Source organism: Vibrio gallicus (assembly GCF_024346875.1).
Classification (GTDB): Bacteria; Pseudomonadota; Gammaproteobacteria; order Enterobacterales; family Vibrionaceae; genus Vibrio; species Vibrio gallicus.
This window is the reverse complement of sequence record NZ_AP024871.1, coordinates 2,226,840-2,241,470: the sequence shown is the minus strand read 5'-3', so window position 1 is coordinate 2,241,470 and position 14,631 is coordinate 2,226,840. Positions and strand designations below refer to the sequence as shown.

General features: G+C 43.5%; 11 protein-coding genes and 1 rRNA gene. All 12 read left to right on the top strand.

Features of this window, described 5'->3' with window-relative positions; translation table 11 throughout:
• Positions 1 to 123: 123 nt before the first annotated feature.
• The 12 genes from OCU28_RS10435 to OCU28_RS10380 all read left to right on the top strand — a co-directional run bounded on the left by OCU28_RS10435 (position 124) and on the right by OCU28_RS10380 (position 14,602).
• On the top strand, positions 124 to 1,524 hold the full coding sequence (locus tag OCU28_RS10435; RefSeq protein WP_261816115.1) for a replicative DNA helicase: 1,401 nt from the start codon (positions 124 to 126) through the stop codon (positions 1,522 to 1,524).
• Positions 1,525 to 1,532: 8 nt separating this feature from the next.
• Positions 1,533 to 2,633, top strand: a complete 1,101-nt coding sequence (alr, locus tag OCU28_RS10430; protein WP_261816114.1) for an alanine racemase — start codon at positions 1,533 to 1,535, stop codon at positions 2,631 to 2,633.
• 185 nt (positions 2,634 to 2,818) lie between these two features.
• Complete coding sequence (gene pgi / locus OCU28_RS10425; protein ID WP_261816113.1) at positions 2,819 to 4,471, top strand: glucose-6-phosphate isomerase; 1,653 nt, start codon at positions 2,819 to 2,821, stop codon at positions 4,469 to 4,471.
• Positions 4,472 to 4,640: 169 nt separating this feature from the next.
• A complete protein-coding gene (locus tag OCU28_RS10420) occupies positions 4,641 to 5,444 on the top strand; it encodes a MetQ/NlpA family ABC transporter substrate-binding protein (RefSeq protein ID WP_261816112.1) in 804 nt (267 codons plus the stop codon).
• Positions 5,445 to 5,665: 221 nt separating this feature from the next.
• Positions 5,666 to 6,646, top strand: coding sequence for a tRNA dihydrouridine(20/20a) synthase DusA (gene dusA / locus OCU28_RS10415; RefSeq protein ID WP_261816111.1), 981 nt, complete (start codon positions 5,666 to 5,668; stop codon positions 6,644 to 6,646).
• Positions 6,647 to 6,821: 175 nt separating this feature from the next.
• On the top strand, positions 6,822 to 7,031 hold the full coding sequence (locus OCU28_RS10410; RefSeq protein WP_261816110.1) for an envelope stress response protein PspG: 210 nt from the start codon (positions 6,822 to 6,824) through the stop codon (positions 7,029 to 7,031).
• Between the two features lie 69 nt (positions 7,032 to 7,100).
• Entirely contained in the window at positions 7,101 to 7,757 is a 657-nt protein-coding gene (locus OCU28_RS10405; protein ID WP_261816109.1) for a TIGR04219 family outer membrane beta-barrel protein, read from the top strand.
• A 106-nt stretch (positions 7,758 to 7,863) separates the two neighbouring features.
• Positions 7,864 to 8,094: a thymidylate kinase gene (locus OCU28_RS10400; RefSeq protein WP_261816108.1), complete on the top strand. Its 231-nt coding sequence runs from the start codon at positions 7,864 to 7,866 to the stop codon at positions 8,092 to 8,094.
• Positions 8,095 to 8,195: 101 nt separating this feature from the next.
• The gene (locus tag OCU28_RS10395; RefSeq protein WP_261816107.1) at positions 8,196 to 10,001 is read left to right on the top strand and encodes an assimilatory sulfite reductase (NADPH) flavoprotein subunit; all 1,806 of its coding nucleotides are present in this window, start codon (positions 8,196 to 8,198) and stop codon (positions 9,999 to 10,001) included.
• On the top strand, positions 10,001 to 11,716 hold the full coding sequence (cysI, locus tag OCU28_RS10390; RefSeq protein WP_261816106.1) for an assimilatory sulfite reductase (NADPH) hemoprotein subunit: 1,716 nt from the start codon (positions 10,001 to 10,003) through the stop codon (positions 11,714 to 11,716). The genes OCU28_RS10395 and cysI overlap by 1 nt, the downstream gene beginning before the upstream one ends.
• Complete coding sequence (locus tag OCU28_RS10385) at positions 11,709 to 12,482, top strand: phosphoadenylyl-sulfate reductase (RefSeq protein WP_261816105.1); 774 nt, start codon at positions 11,709 to 11,711, stop codon at positions 12,480 to 12,482. Before cysI ends, OCU28_RS10385 begins: the two co-directional genes overlap by 8 nt.
• Positions 12,483 to 13,049: 567 nt before the next feature.
• Positions 13,050 to 14,602, top strand: a 16S ribosomal RNA gene (locus OCU28_RS10380).
• The last annotated feature ends 29 nt before the right edge of the window (positions 14,603 to 14,631 follow it).

The following is a 14,631-nucleotide window of genomic DNA, read 5'->3' as shown; positions in this document are numbered from 1 at the left end:
GTAGCTTAAGTAGTAAGCAAATAGTCAACTACAGGTAAAAATTGTGCAACTACCTCTTACTTTCGCGATTTTTTCTATCATCTGAGTATAATGCAGTTAATAAACTAGATATTGAGCTAAGCCATGTCCGAACAACGTACCTACGCCAAGCAAGACAAGCAAGTCGATGCTATAAAAACTCCTCCCCATTCTATTGAGGCAGAGCAATCTGTTATAGGGGGCTTATTACTCGATAATGAGCGTTGGGATACAGTGGCCGAAAAGGTCATGGCATCCGATTTCTACAGTCGCCCACATCGATTAGTATTTGAAGCGGTTAAAGCCATTCTTGATGACAGTCAGCCTCTGGATTTGATCACGCTATCTGAGTTTTTAGAGCGCCGTGAACAACTAGAAGATGTCGGTGGTTTTGCCTATCTTGCGGATCTGGTTAAGAACACCCCGAGTGCTGCCAATATTAATGCCTACGCAGAGATAGTAGCAGAGCGTGCTGTGGTACGTAGTCTAATTGGTGTAGCTAATGAAATTGCAGATGCCGGTTATGATCCGCAAGGGCGTAGTTCCAGTGATCTGGTTGATTTAGCAGAGAGTAAAGTGTTTGCCATTGCTGAAGAGCGAGGCAATGACAATGAAGGACCGCAGAACGTAGAAAGTATTTTAGAAAGTACTCTTGAACGCATCGAGGTTCTTTATCAATCTCCGCAAGACGGCGTGACCGGTGTTAGTACCGGGTTTAATGATCTAAACAAGAAAACCGCAGGTCTTCAACCATCTGATTTGGTCATAGTGGCAGCGCGTCCATCAATGGGTAAAACAACCTTTGCGATGAACCTATGTGAAAATGCTGCGATGGATTCAGACAAGCCAGTGCTGATCTTCTCTCTAGAGATGCCCTCAGAGCAGATCATGATGAGGATGCTGGCGTCACTATCGCGTGTTGACCAAACTAAGATTCGAACTGGCCAACTCGATGATGAAGATTGGGCACGCATTTCATCAACCATGGGGCTTCTGATGCAGAAGAAGAACATGTTTATTGATGATAGTTCAGGCTTGACGCCAACAGAGCTGCGCTCTCGTGCTCGACGTGTAGCACGAGATGCGGGTGGGTTAAGCCTTATAATGGTGGATTACCTACAGCTGATGCGTGTACCTGGTATGCAAGACAATCGAACATTAGAGATATCAGAAATATCTCGCTCATTAAAAGCGTTAGCCAAAGAGTTGCAAGTGCCGGTTGTTGCGTTATCTCAGCTCAACCGTTCCTTGGAGCAGCGAGCTGATAAGCGACCAATTAACTCGGATTTGCGTGAGTCGGGTGCGATCGAGCAAGATGCTGATTTGATTATGTTTATCTATCGAGATGAGGTTTATAACCCAGATAGCAGCATGAAAGGCACAGCTGAAATCATTCTAGGTAAGCAACGTAACGGCCCTATTGGTTCAGTGCGTTTAACCTTCCAAGGACAATTTTCTCGCTTTGATAACTATGCGGGTCCAGCTTTTGATTATGATGATGAGTAACAATTAATATGAGTAATTCAAAAGCCGCAGTCGCGTGTATCAATACCGATGCTCTACAACACAATATCCAGCTAATTCATCATCAAGCGCCAAGTAGTAAGCTACTCGCGGTTGTAAAGGCGAATGGCTATGGCCACGGTTTGTTAGAAGTGGCGAAAAATGCAGTAGGCACCGATGCGTATGGGGTGGCTCGAATAGAAGAAGCCCTGCAATTGAGGTCAGGTGGCATTGTTAAACCTATCTTATTGCTAGAAGGCTTTTATTCACCAGATGACCTACCGATATTAGTAACCAATAATATTCAAACCGTTATCCACTGTGAAGAGCAGCTAGTTGCGTTAGAGCAAGCAGAGTTAGATGGCTCCGTTGTGGTATGGCTAAAAATGGATACTGGCATGCATCGCTTGGGTGTTAGACCAGAGCAGTACGATGAGTTTATTGAAAGACTGCATAACTGTAAAAATGTCGCTAAGCCATTGCGTTATATCAGCCACTTTGGTTGTGCTGATGAGCTAGATAACCCTATTACTTCCCGGCAGATAGAGCTGTTTGAAGCCACGACTGAAAACTGCCAAGGAGAGCGCTCTATTGCAGCATCTTCTGGTATTTTATCTCGACCTGATAGCCACTTTGAGTGGGTGAGACCTGGGATCATCATGTATGGTGTATCGCCATTTTCTCATAACGATGCATCACAGATGGGCTATCGACCTGTGATGACTCTGCGCTCACACTTGATTGCCATCAATGAATTAAAGGCGGGTGAGAGCGTTGGATATGGCGCGAACTGGAGTACAGAGAGAGATACCAAAATTGGTGTTATCGCGATTGGTTATGGCGATGGTTATCCAAGAACGGCACCTAATGGAACGCCAGTATTCGTTAATGGACGTAAGGTCCCGTTGGCTGGTCGAGTATCTATGGATATGCTGACAGTCGACTTAGGGCCAGATGCAAGTGACGAAGTTGGTGATGTAGCTGTCATGTGGGGTGACAACTTACCAGTGGAAGAGGTAGCTAGGTTTGTGGGTACGATTGCTTATGAACTGGTAACTAAATTGACTTCGCGTGTCATATCTATTTACACCAAAGATCACCTTGGGCAATAAGAATGTGACGAACATCAATAAGTGCGCTAATTAGCTGGTTGATAATCGATACTCTAAAAAATAAGCTGTCACAATAATAATTTTTGGGCAATGACAATTTCATGCCTACTTTGCGAGTTTCAGAGGGGGGTTCGATTCTATTATCCAGAATCGAACAAACTTAAAATTACAAACAGGAAATAAATATGTTGAAGAACATTAACCCAACGCAAACTGAAGCGTGGAAAGCGCTAACTGCTCATTTTGAGTCAGCACAAGATATGCAGATGAAAGATCTATTTGCAGCTGATTCACAACGCTTCACTAATTTTTCGAAGGCGTTTGGTGACGACATTCTGGTTGATTACTCTAAGAACTTAATCGATCAACAAACCATGACTCATCTATTTGATCTTGCTAAGCAAACCGAACTTCAATCGGCAATCGATGCAATGTTCTCTGGTGCTAAGATCAACCAAACAGAAGGTCGCGCTGTTCTTCATACCGCATTGCGTAATCGCAGCAACACTGCAGTTGTTGTAGATGGTGAAGATGTGATGCCTGCAGTAAACGCAGTTTTAGACAAAATTAAGTCATTCACTGATCGTGTAATCGGTGGAGACTGGAAAGGCTATACAGGTAAAGCTATCACTGATGTTGTAAATATCGGTATCGGCGGTTCAGACCTAGGTCCTTACATGGTGACTGAAGCGCTATCACCATTTAAAAATCATCTAAATTTGCACTTTGTTTCAAACGTAGATGGCACCCACATTGCTGAAACACTGAAGAAAGTTAACCCTGAGACAACACTATTCTTGGTAGCATCAAAGACCTTTACTACTCAAGAAACAATGACCAACGCACACTCTGCTCGTGATTGGTTCTTGGCTTCTGCAACTGACGAAGCACACGTTGCTAAGCACTTCGCAGCTCTATCTACCAATGGCCAAGCAGTGTCTGAGTTTGGTATTGATACTGACAACATGTTTGAATTCTGGGACTGGGTTGGTGGTCGTTACTCTCTATGGTCTGCAATCGGTCTTTCTATTGCACTAGGTGTAGGTTACGACAACTTTGTTGAGCTACTTGCTGGTGCTCACGAGATGGATAACCATTTCCGTTCAACGGAACTAGAAAACAATATACCAACCATCTTGGCACTGATTGGTATTTGGTATAACAACTTCCATGGTTCTGAGTCAGAAACTATCTTACCTTATGATCAGTATATGCATCGCTTTGCCGCTTACTTCCAGCAAGGTAACATGGAATCAAACGGTAAATACACTGACCGCAATGGTGACGCAGTAGATTACCAAACAGGTCCAATCATCTGGGGTGAACCAGGTACTAATGGTCAACATGCGTTTTATCAGTTGATCCACCAAGGTACTAAGCTAATTCCTTGTGATTTCATTGCGCCAGCAGTAAGCCACAACCCAACAGGTGACCATCATCAAAAACTGATGTCGAACTTCTTTGCTCAAACAGAAGCGCTGGCATTTGGTAAGTCACAACAAGTAGTTGAAGCTGAATTAAAGGCTGCGGGTAAATCTGACGCTGAAATCGCTGAACTAGCACCATTCAAGGTGTTTGAAGGTAACCGCCCAACTAACTCCATCTTAGTTAAACAGATTACTCCACGTACTTTAGGCAACCTAATTGCTATGTATGAGCACAAGATCTTTGTTCAAGGTGTTATCTGGAATATCTTTACCTTTGACCAATGGGGGGTTGAGCTTGGTAAGCAACTAGCAAACCAAATCTTACCTGAGTTGGCCGACAACACCGCAGTGGACTCTCATGATAGCTCAACTAATGGTTTGATTAATGCGTTTAAACAACTGCGCAGTTAAGCCTTAACGTTTAGTTAGACAGAAGACCAGCCTAGTGCTGGTCTTTTTTTATATTGCACCTTATTAAATATACTTAAAGGTTATATCTGTTGTGAATTGCAATCTCGTAATAATGGAGTAACATAGGCATTTAGATGGCTAGAAGTCTTAAATGAATTATGGAGTTAGAATGAAAGGGATTAAGAGCGTAATAGGTTTGACACTAATCTCAGCGTTGGCTTTAGGCCTAACAGCTTGTGGTAAGGAAGAAGCTAAGGTGATTAAGGTTGGTGCTACTGTCGGCCCTCACGCTCAGGTGGTGGAAGCGGTGGCTAAAGAAGCGGCTAAACAAGGCCTAAAAGTTGAAGTTGTTGAATTCTCAGATTACGTTACACCTAATGCGGCGTTAGACGATGGCAGTATTGATTTAAACAGTTATCAGCATCAACCGTTTTTAGATAACTATAACCAAGGGCATGACTCGCATCTAACCTCTATTGGCCGCTCTATTTTGATGCGAATGGGAATCTACTCAGATAAATTCGACTCTTTAGCTGCGTTACCAAATAAAGCAAGAATCGGTATTCCAAATGACCCAACCAATGGTGGTCGAGGCCTACTACTGCTTGCTCAAGCAAAGCTTATTACCTTAAAGTCTGATGTTGGATTTAAAGCGACACTACAAGACATCACTTCTAATCCCAAGCAGCTACAGTTTGTAGAGGTTGATGCAGCTCAATTACCTCGCGCATTAGATGACTTAGATGCAGCGGCAATTACTATGAACTATGTAATGTCTTCCGGGTTAGACCCTAAGAAACAAGGTATTTTCCTCGAAGCCAAAGATGCCCCTCTAGCAGTAATGGTTATCGCGGCGCGTGAGGACCATAAAGATGATGCTGATTATCAGAAGTTTGTGAAAATATTCCAATCGCAAGCGACGCGAGAATTCCTTGAAAAAACCTTTAAAGGAACGATTGAGCCTGCATTTTAGTTGTAGTTGAATCTTTCCAAAAAAACTAAAGCCTGCCAAGACAATGTCTAAGCAGGCTTTTTTAATTTAGTGAGATTCTGGGATTGATGGATATTCAACCACACCGTATAATCCGCACCTCAAAGTTGAAGGGCTAGATGATTCCAGTCGCTTTCACTTATAGCAATACTTATCGATTAGCATTGGATAGGTGTTGTTTAGCTCAATATAAGGTCTAAATTATGCATTCATCCTCACGCTTATCCGTCGCTCCTATGCTTGATTGGACGGATCGACATTGCCGATACTTTCACAGGCTGTTGTCACAGAATACTTTGCTGTATACCGAGATGGTTACTACAGGTGCAATTATTCATGGCAAGGGTGACTTCTTAAAGCATGACCAAAGTGAACACCCTGTTGCGTTACAACTAGGCGGGTCGAATGCAAAAGACTTAGCTCATTGTGCAAAGCTAGCTCAAGAGCGAGGATATGACGAAGTGAACCTTAATGTAGGTTGCCCGTCAGATCGAGTTCAGAACGGTCGATTTGGTGCGTGCTTAATGGCGGATCCTGAGCTGGTGGCAGAGTGTGTTGCAGCGATGAAGTCTGAGGTTTCTATTCCTGTTACCGTTAAAACACGTATCGGAATCGACGACCAAGATTCATATGAATTCTTAACTCGCTTTATTTCTATAGTGAGTGAGCAGGGAGGAAGTGAGCATTTTACTATCCATGCCCGTAAAGCTTGGCTTAGTGGCTTAAGCCCTAAAGAAAACCGAGAAATTCCACCATTAGATTACCCACGAGCGTATCAAATTAAACAGGATTTCCCTCATTTAGATATAGCGGTAAACGGTGGAGTAAAAAGCTTGGATGAGTCTTTACAGCACTTGCAGCACTTAGATGGTGTGATGATCGGCCGTGAGGCATATCAAAACCCTTATATTCTAGCAGAGGTTGATCAACGAATCTTTGGTCAAGATAAGCCTGTGATTAAACGTAGTGACGTAGTTAAGCTGATGTATCCGTATATAGAACAGCAACTAAGTGAGGGTGCATACCTCGGTCATATTACACGTCATATGTTGGGACTCTTCCAGCAAATGCCAGGTGCACGCCAATGGCGACGTTATATCAGCGAAAATGCACATAAAAAAGGCTCTGGCCTAGAAGTGCTACAAGCGGCTCTGGCAAAGATCCCGCAAGAGTTAGAGGTTTAAAAAACACTAACTCTTGGTTTATTTAGCCATTTAGATAACAGTAAACAGTTGGAAAGGGATGCTTTTCAGCTGTTTTTTGCTATTAAGTTATTGATAAATGGAGCCTGAATGGAACTTGGCAAGCTTATTGCTATCTACATTAATAGATAGATTTTAATGATACTAGGGAGTCACAATGGGTGAGTTACTGATGATATTCATGTTTATAGGGATATTGTTTGTTACAGGCATTACTTTTATGGGGTTCTTGATTGCATTCGCTAGCCTATTTTTTATAGCCTTAGTAATGAGTTTCCTAGGGGCCTTAGTTAAGTTTATTCCCTACGTACTGATGGCTGTAATTGTCTATTTTCTGTATCAAAAGTTTATCGCTACCAGTAATTAATAAATGTGTTGATTTGTTGTGCTAGTATCACTCTAATTGATTGAATTTAAAGAGTGGTAGGAGTTTTAAATGAACAAATGCACGCTTGTGACAGTGGTATCTGTTAGTGCATTGGCTATGCCTATAAGTGCACAGGCGCAACCAGAAGATTATGGACTACAAGGTAGCGTAACTGCTGATGTTTTTTGGGGGAGCACCAAGATAAAAGAGACGCGAAAGGAAGATGATACCATTCCGTCCTTTTCCGCATCGATTGAGCATGATGTACCTTATCTCCCCAACTTTAGACTGCGTTATACAAAGTTAGATACCCCCGATATTGCTCATGATAAGTACGACTATACCTTTTATTACCGCCCTTTACGTACTGACAACCTTGCGCTAGATCTTGGCTTTACTTTATCAGATTACCGCAATAGCTTTTATCGCTATGACGCAACTGAAAGTGGTGATTTTGATAGCACGATTTTTAGTTGGTATGCAAACGCCCTGATTGCGGTACCAAATAGTAATTTCGCTGTAATAGGTGAGTTCGATTTTGGTGAGACAAGTAAGATTAAGAGTGCTGATATGACAGCAGGGATACAATACCGCATAGAGTGCGATTCTATCGACGTTATTTTTAGGGGAGGCTATAGGGTCTTAGATTATACTTTTAAAGAGTATGATAAGAAGGCGTATGGTTTTGTCGATGGTTGGTTTCTTGGCAGCAAGATTACCTTTTAGCGAATAATTCTTTTCAGGGGCTTTAGCCCCTTTTTGATAGTAATTCTCAACTCGCAATTTAAGCAGTTTGGTCCATCCTTAGTATAAGAAAAAGGAATGTGCTGTTATGACTATAAATGAATTGCGGGTCTTATATAGATCTCAAAACTTAGTAGAGGCCATTGTTGAACCCGGGGCTCAAGAGGGTGCATGGATGGTGGAGTTCCGAGATTCCGATGGAGGCGTCTTAATCCTTACCGATGTACATGGAGAGCAATGCCAGTACTCAGATCTGGATACCGCTTCTCGCACTGCTATGGCGGTCGGTTTTACCCAAGTGCGTGTAGAAGAACTATAGCCTCATTACTTTTTATTATTAAATATCCCTCTTTATTCTTTATTGTTATTTTTTTTAAAGGGTAACCTAGTGGTCACGAATTAAACAGGGATATTGTGATCATGTTGCTCAAGGATTTATCGGGGTTTGCCTCACCCCTTAACGACTCTCAAGCGGGTCTTCTAAAGCAGGCTGTAGCAGAGCTTTCACCCCAGCAACTTGCTTGGGTGAGCGGCTATTTTTATGGGGTGAGTCAAAATGCTCATTCGACAGCCTCATCATTACCCCCCCAAGTAGAAAGCATCGCTGCACAGCAACTAACTATCGTTTATGCATCTCAAACTGGTAACGCCAAAGGTGTTGCTGAGGTATTGCAAGCTAAGTTCGAGCAGCAAGGGATTTCCAGTAAACTATTTGATGCTGCAGATTATAAACTGAAAAGCCTTAAACATGAGACTCACTTAGTTATCGTTGCCTCAACCAATGGTGAGGGTGAAGTACCAGACAACGCAATCGAGCTTTACGATTACCTCACCTCTAAAAAAGCCCCCAAACTATCAAACCTTCAATATGCCGTGCTGGGTTTAGGTGATTCTAGTTATGAGCATTTTTGCCAAACAGGGAAAGACTTTGATGCTGCTTTATCCAAATTAGGCGCAAAGCCATTTTTAGAGCGCGTTGACTGCGACGTTGATTATCAAAGTGTTGCTGAACTGTGGCAAACTCAAACCTTTGACTTTATACAACAAGACCTACAGCAAGCTAGTAATGATGTGGTTCAACTTGCCGTTGTTAATAAGCAACAATCTTTGTCTGAATACAGCAAACAGAATCCATTTACCGCATCGATTGTGACAAATCAGAAAGTAACAGGGCGTGACTCAACTAAAGATGTGCGACATATTGAGATCGATCTCGCTGAATCTGAGCTTAGTTATCAACCGGGAGATGCGTTAGGGGTTTGGTATCTTAATGATGAATCCTTAGTGCTAGAGATCCTTCAACTACTTGCGATAGAACCAACGGCTGAGGTTGAGGTAGATGGCGTATCTATTTCAATTAAGCAAGCTCTCGTTGAGCACTATGAAATTACCAGTAGTAACCCAGTCTTGATTACTAAGTATGCTGAGCTATCTCAGAGTAAAAAACTATTAAAACTGGTTGATGATAAAGCAAAGCTGCGTGACTACGCCTCTAAAACACAAGTTATAGATGTATTGTTAGAGAAAAAGAGCAAACTCTCCGCAGAGCAACTTATTTCTTTATTACGCAGGTTAACCCCTCGCCTTTATTCCATCTCATCCTCTCAAGCTGAAGTCGATGAAGAGGTTCATATCACAGTCGGTGTTGTTGAGTACCAAGCTAAGAACGGGATTCGAGCTGGTGGTGCTTCTGGTTTTCTATCCAGAGCATCTGATGATGATGCTCAAGTAAAAGTATTTATAGAGCATAACAATAACTTCAAGCTTCCCACTGATGATAATGCAAACCTAATTATGATAGGCCCAGGTACAGGTATTGCTCCTTTTAGAAGCTTTATTCAAGAGCGTGACGTTCGAGAAGCAAAAGGGAAAAACTGGTTACTGTTTGGTGATCGTAACTTCACTCAAGATTTCTTATACCAGGTTGAATGGCAACGTTATTTAAAGTCAGGGGTACTGGATAAACTTGATGTGGCCTTTAGCCGTGATTCACAAAGTAAGGTTTATGTACAAGATAAGCTAAAAGCAAATGCAGCGCAGGTGTGGCAATGGTTGCAAGATGGGGCATACCTCTATGTTTGTGGCGATGCTGAGCGTATGGCTAAAGATGTACATGCCACCCTTATTGAGATTGCTCGCTCTCAAGGTGGGCTAGGTAAGGTAGAAGCAGAAGAGTGGTTAAAGGAATTGCGTAAGCAGAAACGTTATCAGAGGGATGTATACTAATGGATAAGCAAGTAGTTTTAGATCAAGAGCTAGGTTCTTTTTCAGATAATGAGCGATTAAAAGGCGAAAGTAACTTTCTTCGAGGAAGCATTGCTAAAGACCTGACAAATGAAATCACCGGTGGCTTTGATTCAGATAACTTCCAGCTGATTCGATTTCATGGCATGTATCAGCAAGATGACCGTGATATTAGAAATGAGCGTGCTAAGCAAAAGCTTGAACCTCTGCATAACGTAATGCTACGAGCAAGAATGCCAGGTGGTGTAATAACACCTAAGCAATGGTTGGCAATCGATAAGTTTGCGACCGACCATACCTTGTATGGAAGTATTCGTCTCACCACTCGTCAAACGTTTCAGTTTCATGGCGTGCTAAAACCAAATATTAAGTTGATGCATCAAACACTCAACACTATCGGGATTGACTCAATTGCTACAGCAGGGGATGTGAACCGTAATGTTTTATGCACCAGTAATCCGGTTGAAACTGAGCTACACCAGCAAGCCTATGAGTGGGCAACAAAGATCAGTGAACATCTATTACCTAAGACAAGAGCTTATGCCGAGATATGGCTAGATGGTGAAAAGCTCGAAACTACCGATGAAGAACCGATTCTAGGGAGTAACTATCTACCACGTAAGTTTAAAACCACTGTGGTAGTACCGCCGGATAATGATGTTGATCTACATGCTAACGACCTTAACTTTGTCGCAATTGCACAAGACGGCAAGCTGGTTGGGTTTAATGTCCTTGTGGGTGGTGGATTAGCCATGACACATGGGGATACTTCTACCTATCCAAGAAAGGCGGATGAATTTGGCTATATCCCTCTTGATAAAACACTAGATGTAGCTGCGGCCGTAGTAACAACGCAACGTGACTGGGGAAACCGTTCTAATCGTAAGAATGCCAAGACCAAATATACATTGGACCGTGTCGGCATCGATGTTTTCAAGAAAGAAGTAGAGAAGCGAGCCAATTTCACGTTTGAGCAGATAAAACCGTATGAGTTTACTCATCGTGGAGACAAGGTAGGTTGGATAGAGGGTATTGATGGCAAGCATCACCTTACCCTGTTTATTGAGAATGGCCGACTATTAGACGCTCCCACTAAACCATTAAAGAGCGGTGTGGCTGAAATCGCAAAGATTCACCAGGGCGATTTTCGTATGACGGCCAATCAAAACCTAATCGTTGCCGGAGTACCTACTCAATATAAACAACAAATAGAAGACATAGCGTATAAACATGGCCTGATTGATAAAAAGACATCACAGCAAAGAATTAACTCGATGGCCTGTGTTTCTTTCCCAACATGTCCACTTGCGATGGCAGAGGCAGAACGTTTTCTTCCAGAGTTTGTTAGCGAGGTTGAAGGCCTGCTACTGAAAAACGGTTTTGACGAGCAAGAAAATATCATCTTGCGAGTGACGGGTTGTCCAAATGGCTGTGGGCGAGCTATGTTGGCAGAAGTTGGCTTAGTGGGTAAAGCTCCAGATAAGTATAACCTTTACCTTGGAGGCAATAAGGCAGGAACACGAATTCCAAAGATATATAAAGAGAATATATCTTCCAAGGACATCTTGGCGATTTTGGATGAACTGTTAGCACAATGGCACAGCAATCGAAATGACAGTGAAGCATTTGGTGACTACGTCATTCGTGCCGGTATCGTTGCAGAAGTGTTGGTATCGAAGAGGGATTTCCATGCTTGAATTAGTAAAACAAATAGATCTGCAGAATATCTTAAAACTGAATAAGGTTGAGCAGAGTATTGCGTTAGCAGAAATTAATGCGGAACTAGAAGATATGAGCGCACAGCAAAGGGTTGCGTGGGCATTTGATCATTTAGAGTCGGATTTTGCAGTTTCGTCAAGTTTTGGTGCTCAGGCGGCAGTGATGCTTCACTTGGTAACTCAACACAGAGCAAATACACCAGTAATACTTACTGATACAGGCTACTTGTTCAAAGAGACGTACCAGTTTATTGATGAGCTTACGCTGTTATTAGACCTTAACTTGAAAATATTTCGAAGTCCTATCAGCCCTGCATGGCAAGAGTCCAGATTTGGCAAGTTGTGGGAAAAAGGAGTTGAAGGCATAACACAATATAATCAGCTCAATAAGGTTGAACCGATGCGCAGAGCATTGACGGAACTGAATGTTGGTACTTGGTTCTCTGGATTAAGACGAGCGCAGTCGAGTTCAAGAAGTGGCTTACCTGTGTTATCGGTTCAACATGGTGTCTTTAAGTTCTTGCCAATACTGGATTGGAGCGATGAGCTGGTGGAAGAATATCTAGCGCAACACGCCTTGCCTGTGCATCCATTGAAAGAACAGGGGTATGTGTCGATTGGAGATATACACACTACCAGTAAACTCGAAAAAGGGATGGAGCAACAAGATACTCGTTTCTTTGGACTAAAAAGAGAGTGTGGTTTACATGAGGACAGCGATGAAGCCGACGGTTCCGGAATTTAGAACGGTATATTTAGTGGCCGTTTTGAATAACTCTGTGGATAACTTGTAGTTAATCTGAGTGTAAACATGGATAAATAGAGCTTTCAGGTAAAAATTGGCTCAAATGCATTTTTTTCTGATTTTTTTCAAAAAAGCACTTGCCAGTGTGATGAAAGTCTCTATAATGCCGCCTCACTGACACGGTAGAGCGCACAACGCTTCAACGTGATTCAGTAGGCTAACTGGCCGAGTCATTTGAGTTTAGGTTCTCTTCGAAATTAAATTCAAAAAGTGTTTGACACTGAGGCTCAAATCGCTAGAATGGCCGTCCACTTGAGAGGTAAGCCTCGAAAGTAACGCTCTTTAACAATTTAAACCTATCAATCTGTGTGGGCACTCGTTGATGATAATCGAAAAGATTTATCAATGAACTGAGTGACCAAAACGATGACTTTTAGTCATTGGCACAGTCAATTCATTATCGTTCTGTTGGAACGATAATAGCTTTAAAATTACTTCTTACTTTCGAGTAAGGAACAGTTTTGAAGTCAGTATTCATTGAGCCGCATCTTAGATGCAACAAAACTTTAATTGAAGAGTTTGATCATGGCTCAGATTGAACGCTGGCGGCAGGCCTAACACATGCAAGTCGAGCGGAAACGACAACATTGACCCTTCGGGTGATTTGTTGGGCGTCGAGCGGCGGACGGGTGAGTAATGCCTGGGTATATGCCTTGATGTGGGGGATAACTATTGGAAACGATAGCTAATACCGCATAATGCCTACGGGCCAAAGAGGGGGATCTTCGGACCTCTCGCGTCAAGATTAGCCCAGGTGGGATTAGCTAGTTGGTGAGGTAATGGCTCACCAAGGCGACGATCCCTAGCTGGTCTGAGAGGATGATCAGCCACACTGGAACTGAGACACGGTCCAGACTCCTACGGGAGGCAGCAGTGGGGAATATTGCACAATGGGCGCAAGCCTGATGCAGCCATGCCGCGTGTATGAAGAAGGCCTTCGGGTTGTAAAGTACTTTCAGTCGTGAGGAAGGCGTTGTAGTTAATAGCTGCATCGTTTGACGTTAGCGACAGAAGAAGCACCGGCTAACTCCGTGCCAGCAGCCGCGGTAATACGGAGGGTGCGAGCGTTAATCGGAATTACTGGGCGTAAAGCGCATGCAGGTGGTTTGTTAAGTCAGATGTGAAAGCCCGGGGCTCAACCTCGGAACCGCATTTGAAACTGGCAGGCTAGAGTACTGTAGAGGGGGGTAGAATTTCAGGTGTAGCGGTGAAATGCGTAGAGATCTGAAGGAATACCAGTGGCGAAGGCGGCCCCCTGGACAGATACTGACACTCAGATGCGAAAGCGTGGGGAGCAAACAGGATTAGATACCCTGGTAGTCCACGCCGTAAACGATGTCTACTTGGAGGTTGTGGCCTTGAGCCGTGGCTTTCGGAGCTAACGCGTTAAGTAGACCGCCTGGGGAGTACGGTCGCAAGATTAAAACTCAAATGAATTGACGGGGGCCCGCACAAGCGGTGGAGCATGTGGTTTAATTCGATGCAACGCGAAGAACCTTACCTACTCTTGACATCCAGAGAATTCGCTAGAGATAGCTTAGTGCCTTCGGGAACTCTGAGACAGGTGCTGCATGGCTGTCGTCAGCTCGTGTTGTGAAATGTTGGGTTAAGTCCCGCAACGAGCGCAACCCCTATCCTTGTTTGCCAGCACGTAATGGTGGGAACTCCAGGGAGACTGCCGGTGATAAACCGGAGGAAGGTGGGGACGACGTCAAGTCATCATGGCCCTTACGAGTAGGGCTACACACGTGCTACAATGGCGCATACAGAGGGCGGCGAGCCAGCGATGGTGAGCGAATCCCAAAAAGTGCGTCGTAGTCCGGATTGGAGTCTGCAACTCGACTCCATGAAGTCGGAATCGCTAGTAATCGTAGATCAGAATGCTACGGTGAATACGTTCCCGGGCCTTGTACACACCGCCCGTCACACCATGGGAGTGGGCTGCAAAAGAAGTAGGTAGTTTAACCTTCGGGAGAACGCTTACCACTTTGTGGTTCATGACTGGGGTGAAGTCGTAACAAGGTAGCCCTAGGGGAACCTGGGGCTGGATCACCTCCTTATACGATGATTATTCACGATGAGTGTCCAC